This window comes from Microbacterium sp. MTN4-26, from assembly GCF_042846595.1.
Classification (GTDB): domain Bacteria; phylum Actinomycetota; class Actinomycetes; order Actinomycetales; family Microbacteriaceae; genus Microbacterium; species Microbacterium luteum.
Genome location: NZ_BTGO01000006.1, coordinates 1 through 23,512, shown reverse-complemented (window position 1 = coordinate 23,512; position 23,512 = coordinate 1). Strand labels below are relative to the sequence as shown.

At 71.0% G+C, this 23,512-nt stretch carries 17 protein-coding genes; 14 read left to right on the top strand and 3 right to left on the bottom strand.

The window, feature by feature from the left end:
• Window positions 1-75: 75 nt before the first annotated feature.
• Window positions 76-804 (bottom strand): FadR/GntR family transcriptional regulator, encoded by a 729-nt coding sequence (locus ACGG9C_RS06345; RefSeq protein WP_390178411.1) that lies wholly within the window; start codon window positions 802-804, stop codon window positions 76-78.
• Window positions 805-933: 129 nt separating this feature from the next.
• Between ACGG9C_RS06345 and ACGG9C_RS06340 the strand changes: the two genes are divergently transcribed.
• The 7 genes from ACGG9C_RS06340 to ACGG9C_RS06310 are packed head-to-tail and all read left to right on the top strand — an operon-like array spanning window position 934 to window position 8,081.
• Window positions 934-2,667, top strand: coding sequence for a dihydroxyacetone kinase family protein (locus ACGG9C_RS06340; protein WP_390178410.1), 1,734 nt, complete (start codon window positions 934-936; stop codon window positions 2,665-2,667).
• 1 nt (window position 2,668) lies between these two features.
• Window positions 2,669-3,145, top strand: coding sequence for a ribose-5-phosphate isomerase (locus ACGG9C_RS06335; protein WP_071044991.1), 477 nt, complete (start codon window positions 2,669-2,671; stop codon window positions 3,143-3,145).
• Window positions 3,145-3,918 carry a triose-phosphate isomerase family protein gene (locus tag ACGG9C_RS06330; RefSeq protein ID WP_390178409.1) on the top strand — a complete coding sequence of 258 codons (774 nt, stop codon included), beginning with the start codon at window positions 3,145-3,147 and terminating at the stop codon, window positions 3,916-3,918. Before ACGG9C_RS06335 ends, ACGG9C_RS06330 begins: the two co-directional genes overlap by 1 nt.
• Window positions 3,915-4,709, top strand: coding sequence for a sugar phosphate isomerase/epimerase (locus ACGG9C_RS06325; protein WP_194383855.1), 795 nt, complete (start codon window positions 3,915-3,917; stop codon window positions 4,707-4,709). Before ACGG9C_RS06330 ends, ACGG9C_RS06325 begins: the two co-directional genes overlap by 4 nt.
• On the top strand, window positions 4,706-5,578 hold the full coding sequence (locus ACGG9C_RS06320) for a phosphogluconate dehydrogenase C-terminal domain-containing protein (RefSeq protein ID WP_194383856.1): 873 nt from the start codon (window positions 4,706-4,708) through the stop codon (window positions 5,576-5,578). The genes ACGG9C_RS06325 and ACGG9C_RS06320 overlap by 4 nt, the downstream gene beginning before the upstream one ends.
• Before the next feature lie 23 nt (window positions 5,579-5,601).
• A complete protein-coding gene (locus ACGG9C_RS06315) occupies window positions 5,602-6,357 on the top strand; it encodes an SDR family NAD(P)-dependent oxidoreductase (RefSeq protein WP_390178408.1) in 756 nt (251 codons plus the stop codon).
• Entirely contained in the window at window positions 6,357-8,081 is a 1,725-nt protein-coding gene (locus ACGG9C_RS06310; RefSeq protein WP_194383857.1) for a hypothetical protein, read from the top strand. The genes ACGG9C_RS06315 and ACGG9C_RS06310 overlap by 1 nt, the downstream gene beginning before the upstream one ends.
• A gap of 135 nt (window positions 8,082-8,216) precedes the next feature.
• On the opposite strand, the gene ACGG9C_RS06305 is transcribed toward ACGG9C_RS06310, so the two are convergent.
• The gene (locus ACGG9C_RS06305; RefSeq protein WP_194383858.1) at window positions 8,217-10,637 is read right to left on the bottom strand and encodes a glycoside hydrolase family 2 TIM barrel-domain containing protein; all 2,421 of its coding nucleotides are present in this window, start codon (window positions 10,635-10,637) and stop codon (window positions 8,217-8,219) included.
• The gene (locus ACGG9C_RS06300; protein ID WP_071044998.1) at window positions 10,634-11,302 is read right to left on the bottom strand and encodes a TetR/AcrR family transcriptional regulator; all 669 of its coding nucleotides are present in this window, start codon (window positions 11,300-11,302) and stop codon (window positions 10,634-10,636) included. The genes ACGG9C_RS06305 and ACGG9C_RS06300 overlap by 4 nt, the downstream gene beginning before the upstream one ends.
• A 195-nt stretch (window positions 11,303-11,497) precedes the next feature.
• On the opposite strand from ACGG9C_RS06300, the gene ACGG9C_RS06295 reads away from it, so the two are divergent.
• From ACGG9C_RS06295 to ACGG9C_RS06265, 7 genes are all read left to right on the top strand, one after another.
• Window positions 11,498-13,027, top strand: coding sequence for an ABC transporter substrate-binding protein (locus tag ACGG9C_RS06295; RefSeq protein ID WP_071044999.1), 1,530 nt, complete (start codon window positions 11,498-11,500; stop codon window positions 13,025-13,027).
• 62 nt (window positions 13,028-13,089) lie between these two features.
• Window positions 13,090-14,031 (top strand): ABC transporter permease, encoded by a 942-nt coding sequence (locus tag ACGG9C_RS06290; protein ID WP_071045000.1) that lies wholly within the window; start codon window positions 13,090-13,092, stop codon window positions 14,029-14,031.
• On the top strand, window positions 14,028-15,890 hold the full coding sequence (locus ACGG9C_RS06285) for a dipeptide/oligopeptide/nickel ABC transporter permease/ATP-binding protein (protein ID WP_194383859.1): 1,863 nt from the start codon (window positions 14,028-14,030) through the stop codon (window positions 15,888-15,890). The genes ACGG9C_RS06290 and ACGG9C_RS06285 overlap by 4 nt, the downstream gene beginning before the upstream one ends.
• Entirely contained in the window at window positions 15,887-16,732 is an 846-nt protein-coding gene (locus ACGG9C_RS06280) for an ATP-binding cassette domain-containing protein (protein WP_071045002.1), read from the top strand. Before ACGG9C_RS06285 ends, ACGG9C_RS06280 begins: the two co-directional genes overlap by 4 nt.
• The gene (locus ACGG9C_RS06275) at window positions 16,729-19,155 is read left to right on the top strand and encodes a beta-glucosidase (RefSeq protein ID WP_194383860.1); all 2,427 of its coding nucleotides are present in this window, start codon (window positions 16,729-16,731) and stop codon (window positions 19,153-19,155) included. The genes ACGG9C_RS06280 and ACGG9C_RS06275 overlap by 4 nt, the downstream gene beginning before the upstream one ends.
• Window positions 19,152-20,660: a glycoside hydrolase family 43 protein gene (locus ACGG9C_RS06270; protein ID WP_194383861.1), complete on the top strand. Its 1,509-nt coding sequence runs from the start codon at window positions 19,152-19,154 to the stop codon at window positions 20,658-20,660. Before ACGG9C_RS06275 ends, ACGG9C_RS06270 begins: the two co-directional genes overlap by 4 nt.
• Window positions 20,657-23,431 (top strand): alpha-L-rhamnosidase, encoded by a 2,775-nt coding sequence (locus tag ACGG9C_RS06265; protein WP_194383862.1) that lies wholly within the window; start codon window positions 20,657-20,659, stop codon window positions 23,429-23,431. Before ACGG9C_RS06270 ends, ACGG9C_RS06265 begins: the two co-directional genes overlap by 4 nt.
• The last annotated feature ends 81 nt before the right edge of the window (window positions 23,432-23,512 follow it).

Here is a 23,512-nt window from a genome sequence, read left to right as displayed (position 1 = left end):
TGGCCGGCGAGGGATACGACACCTGAATGCCGCGTGAACACCCGGAGCGGCAGGCGTCCGCCGGGCGGCGACGATTCAGGCGTCTGCGAGGCGCGCGGAGGCCGTCGCCATGTGCAGCGCCATGGCCGACGCAGCGGCGTCGGCGTCGGCGCGCTCGAGAGCCGCGAGGATCGTGGCGTGCTCCTGGACCGCCACGCGAGCCGCGTCGGCGTCGTGGACCGCCCGGTCGGCGTAGACTCGCAGGAGGGAGCGCACGACGTCGAGCTGATCGACCAGCACGCCGTTCCCGGCCGCGGCGGCGAGGGCGAGGTGGAAATCGCGGTCCGCCGCGGCGAAGGCCCGAAGATCGTCGACCGACGCGCGCATCCGATCGACCGTTGCGCGCATGCCGGCCAGGGAGCTCTCGTCGACCCGCCCGGCCGCCAGGCGAGCGACGAAGATCTCCAGGCCCGAGCGCAGCTCGAGCAGCTCGGCGGTGTTCCGCTCGCCGATCAGCAGCCCCCACCGCAGCGTCTGCGGCAGCAGCTCGCTGGCCGTTCCACGCAGGTAGGTGCCCGAACCGGGACGCACGTCGACGATGCCGAGGATCTCGAGCGCTGCGAGCGCCTCGCGCACGGCGGAGCGGCCGACCTCGAGAGTCGCCGCGAGGTGGCGCTCCGGCGGGAGCCGCGTGCCGGCCGCGATGGATCCGCTCGTGAACAGGTCGAGCAGGCGCCGCGCGACCTCCGACACCGGCGAGCCGGCGGGCACGGCGGCGAGCGCCGATGCGATCGCGGCCGAGCGGTCGTCGGAGTAGGCGGGCATGGTGATCAACCTATCCGGTCCGATCATCGTGGGCGAAGATTGGTCCACCGGTTGTTTGCAATTGGTCAACCGGTTGTGGAAGATGGGGGTTGCGCACCCGCGCATCGATCATCGCTGTGAGGAGCCGCAATGACGCGACTGTGGAACGATCCGGCCGACTTCGCCGACGAGATGATCGACGGCTTCGTCGCTGCCAATGGCCGCTCGGTGCGACGCGTGACCGGCGGGGTCGTGCGCAGCACCGTCGTTCCCTCGGGCCAGGTGGCCGTCGTCGTCGGCGGCGGCTCGGGGCACTACCCCGCATTCGGCGGGCTGGTCGGTCCGGGTCTCGCGCACGGCGCGGCGATGGGCAACCTCTTCGCCTCGCCGTCGACGCAGCAGGTGTACGCGGTGGCGAAGGCAGCGGATGCCGGCGGCGGCGTCTTCCTCAGCTACGGCAATTACGCCGGCGACGTGCTCAACTTCGACGCGGCGCAGGAGCGCCTGCGCGCCGAGGGCATCCGATGCGAGACCGTCACGGTCACCGACGACGTCGCCAGCGCCCCCGCGGCCGAGGCGCACAAGCGTCGCGGGATCGCCGGGGACCTCACCGTCTTCCGCAGCGCGGCCGCTGCGGCGGAGGCCGGCGCCGATCTCGGCGAGGTCGCACGCATCGCCGCCCACGCCAACGCCCGCACCCGCTCGTTCGGCGTCGCCTTCAGCGGGTGCACCCTCCCCGGTGCCGGCGCACCTCTGTTCACCGTGCCCGAGGGACGCATGGCGATCGGCCTCGGCATCCACGGCGAACCCGGGGTGGACGAGGCGGCGATCCCCACCGCCGACGAGCTCGCCGACCTCCTCGTCTCTCGCCTGCTCGGCGAGATCCCCGACGGCGTGACGGTGCCGGGAGCGCGCGTGGTCCCGATCCTCAACGGGCTCGGATCGCTCAAGTACGAGGAGATGTTCGTCGTGTACCGGCGCATCGCCCGGCTGCTCGAAGACGCCGGGGTCGAGGTCGTCGACCCGCACGTGGGCGAGTACTGCACGTCGTTCGACATGGCCGGCACCTCGCTCACCCTCTTCTGGCTCGATGACGAGCTCGCCGGCCTCTGGGAGACGCCGGTCGACACCCCCGCCTACCGGCGCGGCTCGGTGGGTCCCGTCGCCCAGGCCGACGCGGCTGAGGTCGCCGACGGCGACATCGACGCCATCCCCGACGCCGACGACGCCTCGCGACGGGCCGCCCGGCTCGTCCACACGGCGCTTCGGACCCTCGTCGACACGATCGACACCCACGTCGACGAACTCGGCCGGATGGACTCCGTCGCCGGCGACGGCGACCACGGCATCGGCATGCAGCGCGGCTCGCACGCCGCCCTCGCCGCCGCCACGAACGCCGTCACCGCCGGCGCCGGGGCCCGCACGACGCTCGAGCGCGCCGCCGATGCGTGGTCCGATCGGGCCGGCGGCACCTCGGGCGCGCTGTGGGGCGTGATCCTGTCGTCGATCGCCACCGAGCTCGGCGACGCCGGCGCACCCGAGCCGACCGCCGTCGCGCGCGGGGTGGATGCGGCCGCTCGCGGCGTGATGGCCTACGGCAAGGCCGAGGTCGGCGACAAGACCCTCGTCGATGCCCTCGTTCCCTTCGCCGAGACGCTCACCGCACAGGTCGCCTCGCGCGACCTCGCCGCCGCGTGGACGGCTGCCGCGAAGGCGTCGACCGAGGCCGCCGCTGCGACGGCCGACCTCCTCCCCCGCATGGGCCGTGCGCGCACGCACGGCGAGCACAGCGTGGGAACCCCCGACCCGGGTGCGCACTCGCTCGCCCTGATCGCCAGCGCGGTGGGCGCGATGCTCGCCGATCCGACCCCCGAGGAGAACTGACATGTCCGACACCACACCGCTGCGCCTGATCATCGGCTGCGACGACGCCGGCTACGACTACAAGGAGATCCTCAAGAAGGACCTTGAACAGAACCCCGGTGTCGCGTCGGTGGTGGATGTCGGCGTCGATGCCGACGGGCACACCCCCTACCCCAAGGTCGCGATCGAAGCCGCGGAGCGCGTCGCGCGCGGCGAGGCGGACCGGGCCCTGCTGATCTGCGGCACGGGCCTCGGCGTCGCGATCGCCGCCAACAAGGTCGCCGGCATCCGCGCCGTCACCGCCCACGACTCGTTCTCCGTCGAGCGCGGCGTGCTCTCCAACGATGCGCAGGTGCTCACGATGGGTCAGCGCGTGGTCGGCATCGAGCTCGCCCGCCGTCTCGTGCGCGAGTGGCTCACCTACCGCTTCGACCCGAGCTCGGCCTCCGCCGAGAAGGTCGCCGTCATCGGCGCGTACGAGCAGACCGGATCCTGCTGATGACCGCACCCGTCACCGTCGGTGTGAGCCTGAAGACCTACTTCGGCAACGCCCGCGCGCGCGACTGGTTCGCTGAGGTCGCACCGCGACTGCAGGCCCACCCGGCGATCGCCGACGGTCGGGTGCGATTCTTCGTCATCCCCACCTACCTGCAGATCCCGGCTGCGATCGAAGCGTTCGCGGCGACTCCGGTGCTCGTCGGGGCGCAGGATGTCTCCGCCCACCCGCCGGGCGCGTTCACGGGTGAGATCACCGCCGCCGAACTCGCCGAGGTCGGGGTTCAGGTCGCCGAGATCGGCCACGCCGAGCGCCGGCGGCTCTTCGGCGAGACCGACGAGGTCACGGCGAGCAAGGCCGCCGCGTCGCTCGAGCACGGCATGACCCCCGTGCTCTGCATCGGCGAGGATGCCCGCATGAGCGGCGCCGACGCGGCCTCCGCCAATCTCGACCAGCTCGCCGCGGACCTCGAGGGCGCTCCGGCCGGACCGGTCGTCGTCGCCTACGAGCCGGTCTGGGCGATCGGCGCCACCGAGCCCGCACCCGACGACCACATCGCGACCGTCACGCGCGCCCTGCGCGGCGCGATCGACGCCGACGCGGGCCGCGCCGGGAGCGTCGTCATCTACGGCGGATCCGCCGGGCCCGGCCTCCTCGCCCGCCTCGACGGCGCAGCGGACGGCCTCTTCCTCGGCCGCTTCGCCCACGATCCGGACAACCTGCTCGCCGTGATCGACGAAGCCGCCGCCCTCGCCGATGCCCGGAGCGCGTCGTGATCGGCCTGGGCACGTACGCCTTCTTCTGGCAGCACTCCGATCGGGTGCCCGCTCCGCTGTCGCTCGTCGACGCTCTCGAAGCGACTCGCGAGATGGGCGTCGAGCTGTTCCAGATCTGCGACTACGCCCCGCTGGAGTCGATGACCGCGCGCGACCTCGCCGACGCGGCAGCCGCCGCGCGCGACCTCGGCGTCGCGATCGAGCTGGGCACCAAGGGCATCGAACCCGATCGCCTCTCGCGCTTCCTCGAGCTCGCCGATGTCTTCGATGCCCGGCTGGTGCGGAGCATGGTGAACGGACCCACGACGCGCCCGACGCTCGCCGAGGCGGAGAGCGCGCTGCGGGCAGCGATCCCGGACTACGAAGCCGCCGGCGTGACCCTCGCGCTCGAGACGTACGAGCAGCTCCCGACCGCCGACCTCATCGGGCTCATCGAGCGCGTCGACAGCGACCGCCTCCGGATCTGCCTCGATCCGGCGAACGTCGTCGCGCGGCTGGAGTCCCCCCGCGCCTGCGTCGAGGCGACGGCGCCGTGGGTGAAGAACGTGCACGTGAAGGACTTCGCCTTCGCACGCCAGGCCGGCTGGGTCGGATTCACCTACGGCGGAGCCCGCATGGGTGAGGGCTTGCACGACTATGCGCACCTGCTGGAGACCGTCGGCCCGCGCGCGCGAGGCGTCAACGAGATCGTCGAGCACTGGCTGTCCTGGCAGGGCGACGCCGAGACCACCATCCGAACCGAGCGGGAATGGACCCGCAACACCGTCGACTACCTGAGGAGCACGTCATGAGCACCACCGCCGAGACCACGACCACGTACAAGATCGCCGTCATCGGCGCGGGCGGCAAGATGGGCATGCGCGTGTCCAACAACCTCGTCCGCACCGACCACACCGTCTGGTACGTCGAGACCTCGCCCGCCGGGCAGCAGCGCACCCTCGACGCGGGCCGCGAGCTGTCGGATGCCGCGACCGCCGTCGCCGACGCCGACATCGTCGTGCTCGCCGTGCCCGACCTCGCCCTCGGGCCCGTCACCGCCGACCTCGTGCCGCAGATGAAGGCCGGGGCGATCGTGCTGACGCTCGACCCCGCCGCCGCATACGCGGGGCTGCTCACCACGCGCGACGACGTCGTCCAGGCCGTCGCGCACCCCTGCCACCCGTCCGTGTTCCTGGAGCGCACGACCAAGGAGGAGTGGGCCGACACCTTCGGCGGCATCGCCGCCCCGCAGGACGCGATCGCCGCCGTCGAGAGCGACGACCCCGCACACAGGGAGATCGTCGAGGCGACCGTCCGCGCGATCTACGCTCCCGTCATCGACGTGCACTTCGTCACCGTCAAGCAGCTCGCCCAGCTCGAGCCGACTCTCGTCGAGACCGTCGCCTGCATGATCGGGTCGCTGCTGAACGAGGCGCTCGACGAGGCGATCCACACCATGGGCGTGCCGGAAGCAGCCGCGCGGAGCATCCTCTACGGGCACACCCAGGTCGCTCTGGCCAACGGCCTGCGCGGCGACAACCCGTTCAGCGACGCGTGCCTGATCGCGATGGACTACGGCCGCGAGTCGATCATCAAGGACGACTGGAAGAAGATCTTCCGCGACGACGAGCTCGACAAGAACCTGGCGCGCATGCTGCACCTCGACCGCATCCAGCGCTGACCGCCGACATACTGAGGAGCACCATGACTCGACTCGAGGGAAAGACCGCGCTGATCACCGGAGGCGCGCTCGGCATCGGGCTGGCGGTCGCGCAGCGATTCGCCCGCGAGGGCGCGCGTGTCATCCTCGCCGACCGCAACGGCGACGGCGCCGCGGCCGCGGCGGCGGAGATCGGCGAGAGAGCCCGCGCGGTCACGATGGACATTTCGGACGAGGCCGCCGTCGCGGCGGCGTTCGCCGCGGTGGAAGCCGACGGCTGGGCACCGGATGTGGTCGTCGCCAACGCCGGCGTGCAGCTGTTCGGGCAGGACGCGCCCATCGCCGACCTCGACCTCGAGGTCTGGCGTCGCACGGTCGACATCAACCTCACCGGCACCTTCCTCACGGTCAAGCACGCGGTGCGCACGATGCTCGCCCACGGCGGCGGGTCGATCATCCTCACCGGAAGCCCCACCGCGATCAACGGCGAGGGCAAGGACTTCACCGCGTACAGCGCGTCGAAGGCCGGGATGCACGGCCTCGGCCGCACCGTCGCGGCGGCGTATGCCGATCGCGGCATCCGCGTGAACACGGTGCAGCCCGCCTACACCGAGACACCGCTCGTCGCCGCCATCAGCGACGACCCGGAGTCCCGCGCGGCGATCGTCTCGCGCATCCCCATCGGACGGGCCGGCACTCCGGACGACGTCGCGGGGATCATGGTCTACCTCGCCAGCGACGACGGCGCGTTCGCCACCGGCGCGACCTTCCAGGTCGACGGCGGCATGACCTCGCTCTGATGGCCTCGTCGCTGAGCGCGCTGTGGGCCGAGACCTCCCGCGCGTGGACGAGCGGGCGCTGGAGCGCCGAGCTGCGCGGCGACGAGATCGCCGACCTCGCCGTCGACGGCGCCGTCGTGCTGCGCTCGGTGCGCGCCGTGGTCCGCGATCGCGACTGGGACACGGCGGCGCTCACCGTCGACGAGGTGATCGAGCGCGAGGGCGGGCTCACGATCCGGGTTCACACCCGCGAACTCGGCGCCGACCTGACCGGCCAGGTGCGGGTGGATGCCGCCGGCGACACGGTGACCGTCGCCCTCGACCTGCGCGCGGCCGCCGACTTCGAGACCAACCGCACGGGCCTCGTCGTGCTGCACCCGGCCACGCTCGCCGGTGCCGCGATGCGGATAGACCACACCGACGGCTCGTCCGAGGCGAGTGCCTTCCCGGTGAGAATCAGCCCGCATCAGCCGGCCTTCGACATCGCGGGACTGTCGTGGGAGGGTCGCGGCGGCGACGTGGCGTTGCGGTTCCACGGCGACGTGTTCGAGATGGAGGACCAGCGCAACTGGACCGATGCGTCGTTCAAGACCTACAGCCGGCCGCTCTCGCTGCCCTTTCCGTACCGACTCGCCGAGGGGGAGACCGTCTCGCAGGCCGTCACCGTCTCCGTCACCTCGGGCCCCGGTGAATCCGCACGCCCCGACCGCGACGTCGTGATGCTGGGCGATCCGGTCAGGATGCCGCTCCTGGCCGTGTCGGCGTCGACGGCACCGGATCCGGCTCCGCAGCTGCCGGCGATCCCGTGGGCCGCAAGCCTCGTCGAACTCGACCTCGCCTCGCCGACATGGCGGGCGGCGCTCGATCGTGCGGCGGCGTCGGACCGGCCGCTCGACGTGCGCTTCATCCTCGCCGATGCCGAGCCGCTCCTCATCGAGGCCGCGGCGGGTGAGCTCGCCGGCCTCGACCTCGCCCGTGTCACGGCGTTCTGGCCGACGGGCGACGCGCGGCTCGTGTCGGACACGGCCGCCGTCGCGCTCGTGAGGGCTGCGCTGCGCGACGCCGGGATCACCGCGTTCCTCGCCGGCGGGGTGCGATCGCACTTCACCGAGCTCAACCGCGAGCAGCATCGGCTCCCCGAAGGGCTGGACGGCATCGTCTTCAGCAGCACACCGCTGTTCCACAGCCTCAGCACGGCGCAGCTGACCGAAGCGGTCGCCATGCAGCGCCTGGTCGCCGAGCAGACCGTCGAGATCGCCGGCGGCGGCGCCGTGCACATCGGGCCGATCTCGCTGCGACCGCATGTCAACGACGTGGCGACCACTCCACCGCCGATGTCCGCCCACGGCGACCTGCGCGACGGCTACGGGCCGGCGCTGCTGGATGCCGCCGACCCCCGGATGGATGCGCCCGAGCTCGCGGCCTGGACGCTCGCGAGCGCAGCGGCCTTCACCGCGCCCGGCGTCGCGACACTCGCCTACTTCGAGGAATGGGGGCCGCGCGGGGTGTTCCGCGCCGACGGCTCCTCACGGCCGGTGACCGAGGCGATCGAGATGCTGGCCGCGCTTCAGGGCCGCGTCGTCGCGACGGGCGGAACCGCAGATGGCCTCGTGTGGGCGATCCGCGATGTCGAGGCCGGAGAGGTCGTCGTCGCGAATCTGGATGCCGCCGACCGCGTGGTGCGCGTCGGCGACGCCGCCGTCACGGTGCCGGCGCTCTCGTGGCGCCGAACCGCGGCATCCTAATCCGGCATCCTGACGCGCCCGCGCGGAGGAGATCACGGCTGCCGAGGACGGAACGCCGTCCGCAGATCCTCTCCAGGCGGGACCTCCTCTTCAGGCGCGTGACCACCGCCAGTCTGCGCACCTTCCGTGTACACGTCAGGGCAGGGAGATATCGACCGGGGTGAAGCCGTCCGCGGCGACCGACACCGAGACCGGACCCTCGCCCACGCGGCGGACGACCGCGAGGGCGCGCCCGTCGAAGGTCGTGCAGGACGGCCCGGCGAAGCCCTCCTCCGTACGCGCGCGACCGGTTCCGAGTCCCGCGATCTCCGCGGCGCCGGTCACCTCGACCGTCACGCGCACATCCCGATCGCACGGAACGATCCCCGCTCCGTCGGCGAGCGAGATGTCGACGAAGGACAGCGGACCCGCGAGGATCTCCTCCTCCATATCGACATGCAGCTTGACGTCACCGCTTGCGGATGCCAGGGCGTGCGTGCCGATGACGGTCCCCTCACGGCGGGCTACCGCGGTGAGCTCCCCGGGCGCATAGCCGACCTCGAACCTCGCCACGAGGTCTCGCACCCGGCCGACCGGCTCGAGCCCGAGCGACCGCCCGTCGAGGAGCAGCTCCACTTCGTCGGCGTCGGCGTAGACGTCGACCGTCACCGGTGCGCCCTGCGGCGCGTCCCACGACCAGCTCGCGACCACGTCATCCCATGACCACGGCGTCTTGGCCGTCGGGCGACCGTGGTGCTGCGGGCGGTGGACGGCGATGTAGGGATCGCGACGCAGCCCGAAGGCGATCTCGCGGTAGAACGACGCCGGAAGCCGGTGCCCGGTGATGTCGATGTCTCCGCAGTCGGCCAGCAGATAGGGGTAGGGGCCGGCGGTGCCGGTCGGCACGTAGCCGTCGACGTCGGTGTAGTCGACGCGCCCGATCCCCGCCTCGCCGATGTAGTCCCACCCGGTCCAGGTGAAGTCCCCGATGACGTGCGGAAGCTCGGTGACCAGGCGCCACAGCTCGGCGATGCGATCGGGAAAGGTCTCCGACCCCACGATCACCCGGTGCGGGTGATCGTGGGCATCCTGCCGGTAGCGGGAGTCGGCGTAATTGAAGCCGACCACATCGAGCACGGAGGCAGACTCCTCGATCGAGCGGGAGATCGCCTCCGAGGCGTTCGCCGCGGCCATCTGTGCGCCCATGTTGGCCATCATCGTGTTCGGATCGGCCGCGTCCTCCTCGGCGGCAGCCATCGACTCGGCGACCGCGTCGAGGTTGGCGATGATGCCGTTGATCCCGTTCGTGACGTACCGCGACGGATCGAGCGAACGGAACTCCTCCGCGATGCGACGGCCCCACGCCGCGCCGAGGGGACGGCCGAGTTCGAGGATCTCGTTGCCGATCGAGTACATGATCACGCTCGGGTGGGCGCGGTCCTTCGCGACCAGAGCCGCCACCTCCTCGCGCCAGGTCGACGGAAAGGCGAGAGACGAGTCGAAGGCGGTCTTCGAGCGGGTCCAGACGTCGGTGAGCTCGTCCATCACGAGCATGCCGTGGCGATCGCAGGCTTCGAGCACCGCTCGCGAGGCGGGGTTGTGCGCACTGCGGATCGCGTTGAACCCGGCGTCCTTCAATCGCCGGATGCGGCGGTCCTCCGCCGCGGCGTCACCTGCCGCGCCGAGGACGCCGTTGTCGTGGTGCACGCAGGCTCCCCGAAGGTCGACGCGCGCGCCGTTGATGCGCAGACCCCGGAGCGGATCCAGCTGAAGGGTGCGGATGCCGGTGACGACGCTGGCCCGGTCCAGGCGCGCACCGTCGGTCTCGTCGTCGAGCGTCGTGTCCACGGTGTAGAGGTGCGGCGACTCCGGACCCCACAGCTGCGGATGGAGCACGGCCACACGGGCGCGAGCCGTGCCGGTCTCGCCGGGCGCCAGCGTGAGCGGCACCGAGACGGCGGCGACCGAGACCCCGCGCGGATCGTGCACCTCCCACGCGACCCGCGTGGTGCGCGTGCGCCGCGTGGTGTTGACGACATCGGTCGACAGCGCGAGCATCGCCCGCTCCGCATCCACGTCTGCCGCCTCGGCGCGGACCCCGTCGAGGACGATGTGAACCGGGTCGGCGACGACGAGGTGCACGGGTCGGTAGATGCCGGCGCCGGTGTACCAGCGGCTGTCCTTGTGCACGCGCGCCTCGACGGTGAGACGGTTGGTCTCCCCGAATCGGAGGTGTCCGTCCAGGGAGACGGTGAAGGCGGAGTATCCGCCGGCGTGGTGGGCGGCGAAGTCGCCGTTCACGCAGACGACGGCGTCGCGGTAGACGGCCTCGAATTCGACGAGCACCGTCTTCTCGCGCCACTCGGCGGGGGCGTCGAACTCGACGGCGTACTCGAAGACGCCGCCCGGGATGTAGCCGGCGTGGACCCCCTGCTCCGTGCGCGGGTCACGGGCGAGGTCCCGCAGGGCGTCATGGGGAAGCCGGACCGGTCGCGGGGCGGTCGAGGCATCGGGCCGCTCGAAGGCGCCGAGCTTCGGTCCGACCGTCCAGGAACCGGGGAAGGACGTGCGGATCATTCGGCGGGGACCTTTCCGTCGAGGAACGATTCGAGCGACTCGAGATCGAATCCGCTCACGATGGTGCGGAAGTAGCGGGCGAGTTCGTCTGCCATGTCGACCACGGTGCGATCCAGCAGCCACTGCACCTGCAGGCCGTCCATGAGCGAGATCGTCGCGATCGCCGCAGCGGTCGGCGTCGTCGCCGAGGACAGCCGGCCCTCCTCCGCGATCTGATCGAACGAGCGGGTCACCTCGCGCCGCGTCCACTCGTAGCGGTTGAGGAAGTACGCGTGGGCGGGATGATCGGCCGAGGTGGCCTCGGCCGACAGCGTGCAGTAGAGCTCGACGACCCCCGGTACGGAGGCGTTGTAGGCGGCGAGGCGCACGAGACCTCGAAGCCGCTCGATCCCGTCGACCTCGTTGAATCTCGTGATGTCGAAAGCGTGTTCGTCGCGACGGTCCAGCACAGCCATCAACAGTTCGCTCTTGTTCTTGAAGTGGTGAAGCAGGCCCGCTTCGCTCATGCCGACGCGCTGTGCGATCTCGCGCAGGGACCCCGCTCGGTACCCCGACTCTGCGAAGACGGCGAGAGCCGCGTCGAGGATCGCGGCACGCGTCGCCTCCGATTTCGCGTACTCGCCGCGGCGTTTGCGCGGCGGCGCCGCCGTCTTCGCGTTCGTCATCTGACCACCGTATCCCCGGCCTCAGCGCCCTCCTCGGCGCCGTGTCGAGGTCCCTTCGGTACCGTTCTATAACGAATTCCTAGCGACCGCTAGTTTTTTAGGCCAAAAACCTAGTGTGCGCTCGGAATTACTGTTACGGTCGCAGACAACCCGGCGATCCACAGGGGAATCGCCACGACCCGAAGGGGACCAAGGATGTTCCGATGGAAGGCCACAGCAGCCACATTCGCCATCGCGGCACTCGCACTGACCGGATGCTCGGGCGGAGGCTCGGACTCCGGGAACGGCGGTGACGCGAGCGGTGGAACACTCACGCTGGGCGCGGCGATCGAGCCGTTGACCCTCGATCCGTCCGGTGCCGAGTGGGGCAACCGCTCGCCGTACTACCAGGCGATGTACGACACGCTTCTGGTCGCGACCCCCGAGGGAACGATCGAGCCCTGGCTCGCGACCGCGTGGGAGTACAACGAAGACAACACCGTCCTCACCCTCACCCTGCGCGACGACGTCACCTTCAGTGACGGCAGCGAGATGACCGCCGACGTGGTCGTCGAGAACCTGCAGCGCTTCAAGGACGGCACCTCGCCCGACGCGTCGTACTTCGCGAACGTCGACACGTTCGAGGCGGTCGACGCCGGCACCGTGGCGATCAACCTCGTCGCACCCGACCCGTCGATGCTGAACTACCTCACGCGCGATGCCGGCCTCGTCGCCTCGAGCGAGGCCATCGCCGCCGGAGACCTGGCCACCAACCCGATCGGCTCCGGCCCCTACATCTACGACGCCGCCGCCTCGGTGCCGGGGACGAGCTATCGCTACACCGCGAACCCGGACTACTGGAACCCGGATGTGCAGCATTACGACGAGCTGGTGATCAACGTGCTCGGCGACGCCACGGCCCAGCTGAACGCGATTCGCGCCGGCGAGGCCAACGCCGTCAAGGTGTTCAGCAGCGAGAACCTCGCCGAGATCGAGGGAGCCGGCTGGACCATCAACTCCAACGAGCTCGACGTCGCCAGCATTCTGCTGATGGACCGCGCGGGCGAGATGAACGAAGCCCTCGGCGATGTGCGTGTGCGTCAGGCCATCAACTACGCATTCGACCGCGAGGGTCTCCTGCAGGCGCTGGAGAGCGGCTACGGCACCGTCACCGGCCAGATGTTCCCCGAGAGCTCGGCGGCCTACGACCCGGAGCTGGACGACTACTACGGATACGACCCCGAGAAGGCGCGCGAGCTGATGGCAGAAGCCGGCTATGCCGACGGCTTCACGCTGTCGCTGCCGAACTCCGCCCAGCTGGGCGCGACCACCTACACGCTGCACGAGCAGGCCCTGGCCGACATCGGCATCACCGTGGAGTACACCGATCCGGGAAGCAACTTCATCGCCGACTTCCTGGCGCCGAAGTTCCCCGCGGGCTACATCCCGCTGGAGCAGAACCCCGACTGGCAGCTCATCCAATTCATGGTCTCGCCCACCGCCATCTTCAACCCGTTCGGCTACCAGGACGACCAGGTGGACGCGTGGATCGAGGAGTTCCAATTCGGTGACCAGGCCACGCAGGACGAGGTCGCGGCGGAGCTGAACCGCTACCTGGTCGAGCAGGCGTGGTTCGCGCCGCTGTACCGCGTGCAGGGCAACTTCCCGTCCGACGCGGACACCGTCGTCGAGATGCTGCCGACCAACACCTACCCGGCCATCTACGACATCTACCCCGCCAACTGATCACCTCCGGGGTCCGCCCATGCGGGCGGGCCCCGGGAATCACACTGTCAAGGACGCTCAGCATGCTCACCTTCATCGTCCGGCGCCTGCTCGCCGGCCTGGTGCTCATCGTCGCGGTCTCGGCGGTCGCCTTCAGCCTGCTCTACGCGGGCGGCGGCGACATCGCCCGCCGGATCATGGGCCAGAACGCCTCCGAGGAGGTCGTCGCCCTCCGGGCTCAGCAGCTCGGTCTCGACCAGCCGCTGATCGTGCAGTACGGCAACTGGCTCACCTCGGCGCTCACCGGCGACTTCGGGGTGTCGTGGTTCACGAGCCAGCCGGTCACGGCAAGCCTGTCGAGCCGTCTCGCGGTGACCCTCACGCTCGTGGTGGGCACGACGATCGTCGCGGCCGTCGTCTCAGTCGTGCTGGGCGTCCTCGCCGCCCGCCGCGGCGGCTGGGTCGACGGGGTGGTGCAGTTCATCGCCGTCGTCGGCTTCGCCGTGCCGGGCTTCCTCATCGCCCTCTACCTCGTGCTGTGGTTCGCCATCGACCTCGGATGGTTCCGCGCCACCGGATACGTCCCCATCGGGGAGTCCTTCACCGGGTGGCTCTCCTCGGTCACCCTGCCCATCGCGGCGCTCTCGTTGAGCGCGATCGCGGCGGTGGCGCAGCAGGTCCGCGGATCCGTGATCGACGCCACGTCTCGTGACTACGTGCGCACACTCCGCGCCCGAGGCCTCAGCACGAACCGCGTCGTCTACAAGCACGTGCTGCGCAACGCCGGCGGCCCCGCCCTCGCGGTGCTGGCGGTGCAGTTCGTCGGCCTCCTCGGCGGCGCCGTGATCGTCGAACAGGTCTTCGCCCTGCCCGGCATCGGCCAGCTGACCGTCTCGGCCACCAGCTCCGGCGACATCCCCGTGGTGATGGGGGTCGTCGTCGCCACGGCGGTGATCGTCGTCGTCGTCAATCTCCTCATCGACCTCGCGCAGGCCGCTCTCAACCCGAAGGTGCGACTGTCATGACCGCCATCGACACCCCGCAGACCGTACCGACCCGCGGCACCGGGAACGCCCACATCATGCGGCGACTGCTGCGCCGACCGCTCGCCGTGGCATCGCTCGTCTTCCTCGCGCTCGTCGCGCTGGTGGCCGTCTTCGGCCCCCTCCTCGCCCCCTACGACCCCAACCAAGCATCCCTGTCGCTGATCCTCGCGCCACCCTCGCCCGAGCACCTCCTCGGCAACGACAGCGCCGGTCGCGACGTCTTCTCCCGGCTGCTCGCGGCCACGCAGGTCTCCGTCGCCGCCTCGCTCGTCGCCCTGATCACCTCCCTGATCATCGGCGTGGTCTCGGGCCTCATCGCGGGGTACTTCCACGGATGGTTCGACACCGTCGCCTCGTGGGTCACCTCGCTGTTCATGGCGCTTCCCGGGATCATCGTGCTGCTGGCCGTTCAGGCGGTCGTCGGCCCGTCGGTGTGGATCGCGATGCTCGTCTTCGGCGTGCTCATCTCGCCGGCCTACTTCCGCCTGGTCTACGCATCGGTGAATGCCGTGCGGAGCGAGCTCTATGTCGACGCCGCCCGCGTCGCAGGCCTCAGCGACATGCGCATCATCGGCCGGCACGTCTTCTCGGTCGTGCGCGCGCCGATCATCATCCAGTCGGCGATCGTGGCCGGCATCACCATCGCGATTCAGGCGGGCCTGGAATTCCTCGGACTCGGCGACCTCTCGGTGCCGACGTGGGGGCAGATGCTCAACGACGCGTTCCAGAGCATCTACCGCGCACCACTGCTGATGCTCTGGCCCGCGCTCGCGATCGCCCTCACGTGTATCGCACTGACCCTCCTGGCGAACGCGATGCGCGATGAGCTCGAGCGGACCATCCCCGTCCGACGTCGGCGTCGCCGCGCCGTGACAGGCGCGACGACCTCCATCGCGGCGGTGACGACGTCGATCTCCACCTCGGGTGGTGACCTCGCACTGGAGGACTCCGGCCCCATCCCGGTCGGCGGCGAGACCATCGTGCACGATGACGACACCCCCGGTCGCACGCTGCTTGCGGTCGACGACCTCCACGTCGCGTACGACCAATCGGATGGATCCGTCGTCGAGGTCGTGCACGGCGTGAGCCTGAAGATCCGGGCCGGCGAGGTGCACGGTCTGATCGGCGAGTCGGGATCGGGCAAGACCCAGACCGCGTTCAGCGTGCTCGGACTGCTCCCCCGCGGCGGTCACGTGTCGGGCGGGCGCATCGACTTCGATGGCAGCGACCTGACCGCAGCCTCGGAGAAGCAGTACACGGCGCTGCGCGGGACGCGCATGGGCTACATCCCCCAGGAGCCGATGTCGAACCTGGACCCGTCGTTCACGATCGGCAGCCAGCTGGTCGAGCCGCTCCGGGTCGGCCTCGGGATGTCCAAGAAGGACGCCACCGAGCGCGCACTCAGCCTGCTCGACCGGGTCGGCATCCCGAACCCGCAGCGCACCTTCGACGCCTACCCGTTCGAGGTGTCGGGCGGCATGGCGCAGCGTGTGCTGATCGCGGGCGCCGTGTCGACCGATCCCGACCTGATCATCGCCGACGAGCCGACCACGGCTCTGGATGTGACCGTGCAGGCCGAGGTCCTCGACCTTCTGCGCGACCTGCAGAAGGAGCGTGGAATGGCCATGCTGCTGGTCACCCACAACTTCGGCGTGGTCGCCGATCTCTGCGACCGCGTGACCGTGATGCAGCAGGGCCTGTTCGTCGAGTCCGGCCCGGTGCGCACGATCCTCGGCTCCCCGTCCCACCCCTACACGCAGTCGCTCCTCGACGCGATCCTCGACGAGGGCCCCGCCCGGCCGGCCTACGCCTCCCGTCAGGAAGGAGGCCGGGCATGACCGCGCCGCTGCTGGATGTGAAGGACCTCGTCGTGGAGTATCCCGGCAAGGGGTTCCGCGCCAAGCCGTTCCGCGCCCTGAAGGGCGTCTCGCTCGACATCCGGCCCGGCGAGACGGTGGGCCTGGTCGGCGAATCCGGGTCGGGCAAGACCACCCTCGGTCGCGCGCTGCTCGGGCTCGCTCCGGTCACCGAGGGGTCCGTCCGTTATGCCGGCCGCGACATCGGCCACCTCTCCCGCGGCGAGCGACGCGAGCTCTCCAGCGAGATCCAGGTCGTCTTCCAGGACCCGTACTCCTCGCTGAACCCCGCGATGACGATCGAGCAGATCCTGTCGGAACCGCTCACCGCCCGGGGCACCTCCGCCAGGGAGGCCAAGACGCGCGTGCGAGACCTCCTCGACCGCGTCGGCCTTCCGGACGGGGCGCGCTCACGGCTGCCCCGGGAGTTCTCCGGTGGCCAGCGGCAGCGCATCGCCATCGCGCGCGCCCTCGCGCTCGACCCGAAGCTCATCGTGTGCGACGAACCGGTCTCCGCGCTCGACCTGTCCACCCAGGCACGCGTGCTCGACCTCTTCATCGAGATCCAGGAGCGCACCGGCGTCGCCTACCTGTTCATCACCCACGACCTCGCCGTCGTTCGCCACATCAGCCACCGCGTCGCGGTGATGTATCACGGCGAGATCGTCGAGAACGGCGACGGCGACCAGGTGACCTCGCACCCGCAGCACCCCTACACCCAGCGCCTGTTCATGGCCGCCCCGCTGCCCGATCCCGACAAGCAGGAGCAGCGTCGCCACGAACGCGCCGCTCTGCGCGCCCAGGCCGAAGGAGAAGCCGCATGACTGCCCCCGCCACCACCGAGGTCGATCATCTCGTGCCGCTGCTGCAGCAGCTCACCCTCGAGGAGAAGGCGGCGCTCGTGCAGGGCGCGGACTTCTGGACGACGGTTCCGCTGCCGAGGATCGGCCTGCGCGCGATGACGCTCTCCGACGGCCCCGCCGGCGTGCGCGGTCCCCGCTGGGATGAGCGCGAGCCCTCGCTCAACCTGCCTTCGGGGTCGGCTCTCGCGGCCTCGTGGGACGACGCGCTCGCGTACCGGTACGGCGCCGCCGCGGCATCCGAGGCGCGCCGGAAAGACGTCGACGTCGTGCTCGGCCCGACGATCAACCTGCACCGCTCGCCTCTCGGCGGACGCCACTTCGAGTGCTTCAGCGAAGACCCCGAGCTCACGTCGGGACTCGCCGCCGCCTACGTGCGCGGCCTGCAGGACAACGGCGTCGCCGCCTGCCCGAAGCACTACGTCGCGAACGACTCGGAGACCGACCGCTTCACCGTCGACGTGCAGCTCGATGACCGCCCGCTGCGCGAGCTGTACCTCGCGCCGTTCGAGCGCGCGGTCGCCGACGCCGGCGCGTGGACGATCATGAGCGCGTACAACTCGGTGCGCGGCGTGACCATGACCGAGAACGACCTGCTCGAGACGCCGCTGAACTCCGAGTGGGGCTTCGATGGCGTTGTGATCAGCGACTGGACGGCCGTGCGGTCACTCGACGCGGTCGCCGCCTCGCAGGATCTCGCGATGCCCGGTCCCGCGCCGGCGTGGGCCGGGCTCGTCGACGCCGTGCGCGAGGGCGGCGTGTCCGAATCCGACCTCGACCGCAAGGTGCTGCGGCTGCTGCTGCTTGCCGAGCGCGTCGGGGCGCTCGGGGCGGATGCCGCTGTCACGCCGAATCCGGTGGACGCCCGCGCGTTCGCGCGCGAGGCCGCCGTCGAGGGAACCGTGCTGCTGGCGAACGACGGGTCCCTTCCGCTGTCCCCGGCGCTGTCTCGCATCGCCGTGATCGGTCACAACGCTCTCGAAGCGCGCACGCAGGGCGGCGGCAGCGCGACCGTGCTGCCCGAGCAGATCGTGACGCCGCTCGAGGGCATCCGCACCGCCTTCGCGAACGCCGAGGTCTCGTACGAGATCGGGGCCGTGGTGCAGGAAGGTGTGGCGGAGATCCCGCTCGAGCAGATCGCGAACCCCGTGACCGGTGCGCCCGGAGTGCGGGTGAGCTTCTTCGACGCTCACGGGGCGGAGCTGTTCGCCGAGGACCGCCGCTCGACCGCCCTGGTGTGGTTCGGCGGCGACGCCCCGATCGCGGCGAGCCGACGCGTCGTGCTCGAGGCGGACTTCGTCGCCGACGAGACCGGCGAGGTCGAGCTGGGCTTCGCCGGCGCCAATCGCGGTGTCCTGCAGGTCGACGGCGAGACGGTTCTCGACGAGGCGCCCGTGATCGAGGGCACCGACCTCGGCGCGGCCTTCCTCAACCCGCCGTCGCTGACCGCGACGGTGCCCGTGGAGCAGGGCGTCGCCCGCCGCATCCGGCTGGAATTGCGCGTGAACGAGGTCGAGAGCGCGCTCAGCGGCGCCCTGTCCGTCACGCTCGGGATCGCCCCGGAGCGCACCGACCCCGACGAGCTCATCGCCCGTGCGGTCGCTTCGGCGGACGACGCCGAGGTCGCCGTGGTCGTCGTCGGCACGAACTCGAAGGTGGAATCGGAGGGCTACGACCGCACCGACCTGGCCCTTCCCGGTCGTCAGGACGATCTGGTGCGCGCGGTGGCCGCCACGGGCACGCCGACCGTGGTCGTCGTCAACGCCGGCTCACCGGTCGAACTGCCGTGGGCCGCCGATGTCGCCGCGATCGTGCAGGGCTACTTCGGTGGCCAGGAGTTCGGCGCCGCCCTGGCCGACGTGCTCACCGGCACCGCCGAGCCCGGCGGACGGCTCCCCACCAGTTGGCCCGCTGCCCTGGCCGACGTCCCCGTCACCGCCGTCACTCCGACCGACGGCATTCTGCGGTACGAGGAGGGGATCCACATCGGCTACCGGGCGTGGCTGAAGGATGCGGCCGCTCCGGCGTTCCCGTTCGGACACGGCCTGGGCTACACGACGTGGTCGTGGGGCGCGGCGCAGCGCGACGGCGACGCGCTCGAGGTCACCATCGCGAACACCGGCGCCCGCGCCGGCAAGCAGGTCGTGCAGGTCTACGCCGAGCGCGCCGACTCGTCGGTCGAGCGTCCGGTGCGCTGGCTGGTCGGGTACGGCGTCGTGCGCGCTGCGGCCGGCGCGACGGTGACAGCCCGTATCGCGCTGCCCGCCCGCCGCTTCGCCCACTGGAACGGCGCCGGCTGGCAGGTCGAGCCCGGCACGTACACCCTGCGGATCGGCGCGTCCGTTGCGGCGTCGAACCTCGAGCTGGATTGGAGCATCAACGCATGACAACGCTTCACAACCCCCTGATCAACGGGTTCCACCCCGATCCGAGTGTCGTCGCGGTCGACGGGTGGTACTACATCGCGACCAGCACGTTCGAATACCTGCCGGGCATCCCCATCCACCGCTCGAGGGACTTCGTGACGTGGGAGCTGATCGGCCACGTCGCCACCCGGGCGGGTCAGCTCGGTGTCGAGTCGGTCCCGACCGGCGGCGGCGCGTGGGCCCCCACGATCCGCCACCACGACGGCCGGTTCCACCTCGTGATAACCGACGCGATGGGCCGTGGGATGCTGCACTTCACCGCCGAAGACGCGGCGGGGCCGTGGTCGGACGGCGATCTGATCGTGATGGCCGACGGCTCGGAGAGCGTGTTCGGCATCGACCCCGACATCGCGTGGGACGCCGACGGCACCTGCTACATCACCTTCTCCGGCCTGCTCCTCTCGGGCGACCTGAACCCGAATGCACCGACTCACCTGGGGATCCAGCAGGTGCGCGTCGACCTCGACACCCACACTGCCCTCGAGGCGCCGCGGTCGCTGTGGTCGGGCACCGGGCTGATGTTCCCCGAAGCTCCTCACCTCTACGAGATCGACGGCTCCTGGTACCTGATGATCGCCGAGGGCGGTACGGAGCGCGGGCATGGCATCAGCATCGCTCGCGGCGACAGCCCGGAAGGACCCTTCGAGGGCGCTCCGCGCAATCCCCTCGTCTCGGCACGGTCGACGCCGCGGCCCATCCAGAACACCGGCCACGGCGATCTCGTCGTCGGCCCCGACGGACAGTGGCTGTGCGTGCTGCTCGGCGTGCGCCCGCGCAGCGGAACCCGAGCCTTCTCGGCGCTGGGCCGTGAGACCTTCGTGACCCCGGTCACGTGGCAGGACGGGTGGCCGAGCATCGCTCCCGTCGAGCTGAACCCGCGCCCCGGCACGCGCGTCGACATCGACTTCTCCGCTCCGCTGGACGCGGAGTGGATGGCCGTGCGCCGGCTCCCCGAAGACGTGTCGCATCGGGACGGGAACCGTCTCGTGTTGACCGCCGACGGCTCGACCCTCGCCGATTCCCAGCCGGTGTTCGTCGGGCGCCGTCAGGAGCACCTCACGAACGAGGTGACGGTTCGCATCGACGTCTCCGACGGCACCGGTGGACTCGCCGTGCGATACGACGAGCGATTCTTCATCGAGATCGAGGCCGACGGGGAATCGGTCACCGCGCGCGCCCACATCGGCGGGCTGCTGCAGGAGTGGTCGGCGGCCGCGGCGTCGGACGTCATCGACCTCCACCTCGGGTCCCGACCGCCACAGGCCGGTGCCGCCATGGTGACCACGAGCGATGAGTTCCACCTGGCGGCGACCGTCGACGGGACCCGCGTGGATCTCGCGCGCATCGACGGACGATTCCTGTCGAGCGAGGTGACCGAGTCGTTCACCGGCCGGGTCATCGGCGTCTACGCGGTCGCCGGCCGGGTCGCCGTATCGTCGTGGGAGGCGGAGGGGCACGACGGATGACGGGTGCGACCGCTTGTCTGCGGGCGGAGCTGCGGGATGACGTCCCACTCGTCGCGACGGCGACGCCGCGACTGACCTGGCAGATCACGGATGCGCCGGACGGATGGCGGCAGCGCTCGGCGGAGCTCACCGACGGCACCGACACCGTGGTCCTCGAAACGGCCGAGAGCGTGCTCGTCGCCTGGCCCTTCTCCCCGCTGGCGGCCGGCGAGCGCCGTGACGTCGCCGTGCGCGTGCACTCAACGGCCGGGGCGACCACGGCCTGGAGCACCGCCGTCACCCTCGTAGCGGGATTCCTCGCTGCGGACGAGTGGATCGCCGAACCCGTCGGGCTGGCATCCCCCACCCGCGAGGCGCAGCCGTTCGAAGCGCGCACGCGCTTCACCCTCGGCGATGACATCGCACGGGCGGAGCTGCTGTGGACGGCGCTCGGTGTCGCGGAGCCGCGCGTGAACGGCTCACCCGTGTCCGACGACGTCCTCGCGCCGGGATGGACGGCCTACCGCGACCGGCTGGTGCATGAGACGGTCGACGTCACCGCCCTCGTGCACCCGGGCGAGAACGAGCTCGCCGCCACGGTGGCCGGCGCCTGGTACACCGAGAAGTACGGCTTCTTCACCTTCACCGACCGGCTCTACGGGTCGCAGCCGGCCTTCCTCGCCCAGGTTCGGGTGACCGGCCTCGACGGGACGGTGCGCACGGTCGCCGCGACCGACGCGTCATGGGAGGCGGCCGGGGGGCCCGTGGTGGACAGCGGGATCTACGCCGGAGAGCACCAGGATCTCCGGCGCTCCGCGACGAGCTGGGCGCCCGTGCGCGTCGGTGCCGCCGCGAAGCCCGGATATGAGAGCGTGCCCGTTCCCGAAGCCCGCATCGCAGCGCCGGTGCGGCGCACGCAGACGCTGCCCGTCGCAGAGGTCGTCGTCTCGGCGACAGGCGGCCGCATCCTCGACTTCGGACAGAACCTCGTCGGCCGCGTGCGGATCCGGGTGAGGGGCGACCGCGACGCCCGGCTCGTCGTGCGTCACGCCGAGGTGCTCGAAGACGGCGAGCTCGGCATCCGACCGCTTCGCAACGCCGCCGCGACCGCCACCTTCGATCTGTCCGGCGGCGACGACGTGCTGGAATCGCGCTTCAGCTTCTACGGCTTCCGCTACGCGGAGATCACCGGCACCGATGTCTCTCCCGACGACGTCGAGGCGGTCGTGCTGCACACCGACATGCGCCGCACCGGATGGTTCGACTCGTCGCACGCCGAGCTCAACCGCCTGCACGAGAACGTCGTATGGGGCATGCGCGGCAACTTCCTGTCCATCCCGACGGACTGCCCGCAGCGCGACGAACGCCTCGGCTGGACCGGCGACATCCAGGTCTTCGCCCCGACCGCGAGCTACCTGTACGACTGCGACGGATTCCTCACCTCCTGGCTGCGGGACCTGGCCTACGAGCAGGCGCGCACCGCCGACGGCTCGGTGCCGCTGGTCGTGCCCGCGGCTCTGCCCGCCTTCGGGCCCGGCGGCCCGACGGCGGCCTGGGGAGACGCCGCGACGGTCGTGCCCGACGTGCTCCACGAGCGCTTCGGAGATGCGGGCGTCGTCGCCGCACAGTATTCCTCGATGCTCGGCTGGATCGAGGCGGTGCTGGCCGACACCGACGGGTCGGGGCTCTGGACCGGTCGCATGCAGCTGGGCGACTGGCTCGACCCCTCCGCCCCGCCGGATGACCCCGGGGCGGCCAAGGTATCGGGCGACATCGTCGCCTCGGCCTATCTCGCCCGCTCGCTGCGACGCGTCGCCGAGGCGGCCGACCTGCTGGGCCACGAAGCGGATCGGGACCGATACGCCCGGCTCGCCGACGCATCCCGCAGCGCGTTCGTCGCCGAGTACGTCACACCGGCCGGGCGCATGATGGACGACGCCCCGACGGCGTATGCCCTCGCGCTGGAATTCGACCTGGTGACCGACCCGGCGCTGCGCACGAGACTCGCGGCGCGGCTCGCCGACCTCGTGCGCGAGGGCGGCTACCGCATCGGCACGGGCTTCGTCGGCACGCCCCTTGTCACCGATGCTCTCACCGAGGCCGGGCACCTGGACGTCGCCGAACGCCTGCTGCTGCAGACGGAGTGTCCCTCGTGGCTCTACCCGGTGACGATGGGAGCGACGACCGTGTGGGAGCGCTGGGATTCCATGCTGCCCGACGGGTCGATCAACCCCGGGGAGATGACCTCGTTCAACCACTACGCGCTGGGTGCGGTGGCCGACTGGCTGCACCGCTCGGTGGCCGGGCTCGCTCCGGCGGCGCCCGGGTACCGCAGGCTGCGCATCGCTCCGCGCCCTCTCCCCGCACTCGAGCACGCGTCGACCCGGCACCTCACGCCCTATGGCGAGGCTGCCGTGGCGTGGCGGCGCGAGGGCGACGAGATCGTGGTGTCGGCCGTCGTCCCGGCCAATACCGTCGCCGAGGTCGATCTGGGCGACGGAGCCGCGCGGGAGGTCGCATCCGGTTCCCACGAGTGGCGCGTCGCCGCCGCGGCGCCGCGGCAGCATCCGGCTCTACCCGGACTCGACGCGATGCTCGCCGACGTCATCGACGACCCGCGCGCCTACCGGGCCCTGCTCGACACCCTCTCCGAGCACGCGCCCGAACGGGTGGATGCGGTGCGCACGGGAACGGTGTGGGGCACGCGTCGAGCCCTGTCGACGGCTCTGATGTTCACGCCGCCGCACGTTCTCGCCGAGGTCGACGCTGCGATCCGCGCCGCCACCGCCTGACCCTGGCTCGGAACTCGTCGGCTCGGCACCGGATCACCCGACGCTTCGAGAGGAGATCCGGTCTCGAGAGGATCGACACGC

Bases quoted from the DNA above. Each gene is read 5' to 3' on its own strand.
- ACGG9C_RS06305 (WP_194383858.1), bottom strand. From the start codon at position 10,637: ATGATCCGCACGTCCTTCCCCGGTTCCTGGACGGTCGGACCGAAGCTC.
- ACGG9C_RS06320 (WP_194383856.1), top strand. From the start codon at position 4,706: ATGAGCACCACCGCCGAGACCACGACCACGTACAAGATCGCCGTCATC.
- ACGG9C_RS06310 (WP_194383857.1), top strand. From the start codon at position 6,357: ATGGCCTCGTCGCTGAGCGCGCTGTGGGCCGAGACCTCCCGCGCGTGG.
- ACGG9C_RS06295 (WP_071044999.1), top strand. From the start codon at position 11,498: ATGTTCCGATGGAAGGCCACAGCAGCCACATTCGCCATCGCGGCACTC.
- ACGG9C_RS06265 (WP_194383862.1), top strand. From the start codon at position 20,657: ATGACGGGTGCGACCGCTTGTCTGCGGGCGGAGCTGCGGGATGACGTC.
- ACGG9C_RS06280 (WP_071045002.1), top strand. From the start codon at position 15,887: ATGACCGCGCCGCTGCTGGATGTGAAGGACCTCGTCGTGGAGTATCCC.
- ACGG9C_RS06345 (WP_390178411.1), bottom strand. From the start codon at position 804: ATGCCCGCCTACTCCGACGACCGCTCGGCCGCGATCGCATCGGCGCTC.
- ACGG9C_RS06270 (WP_194383861.1), top strand. From the start codon at position 19,152: ATGACAACGCTTCACAACCCCCTGATCAACGGGTTCCACCCCGATCCG.
- ACGG9C_RS06330 (WP_390178409.1), top strand. From the start codon at position 3,145: ATGACCGCACCCGTCACCGTCGGTGTGAGCCTGAAGACCTACTTCGGC.
- ACGG9C_RS06315 (WP_390178408.1), top strand. From the start codon at position 5,602: ATGACTCGACTCGAGGGAAAGACCGCGCTGATCACCGGAGGCGCGCTC.
- ACGG9C_RS06340 (WP_390178410.1), top strand. From the start codon at position 934: ATGACGCGACTGTGGAACGATCCGGCCGACTTCGCCGACGAGATGATC.
- ACGG9C_RS06285 (WP_194383859.1), top strand. From the start codon at position 14,028: ATGACCGCCATCGACACCCCGCAGACCGTACCGACCCGCGGCACCGGG.
- ACGG9C_RS06300 (WP_071044998.1), bottom strand. From the start codon at position 11,302: ATGACGAACGCGAAGACGGCGGCGCCGCCGCGCAAACGCCGCGGCGAG.
- ACGG9C_RS06275 (WP_194383860.1), top strand. From the start codon at position 16,729: ATGACTGCCCCCGCCACCACCGAGGTCGATCATCTCGTGCCGCTGCTG.
- ACGG9C_RS06335 (WP_071044991.1), top strand. From the start codon at position 2,669: ATGTCCGACACCACACCGCTGCGCCTGATCATCGGCTGCGACGACGCC.
- ACGG9C_RS06290 (WP_071045000.1), top strand. From the start codon at position 13,090: ATGCTCACCTTCATCGTCCGGCGCCTGCTCGCCGGCCTGGTGCTCATC.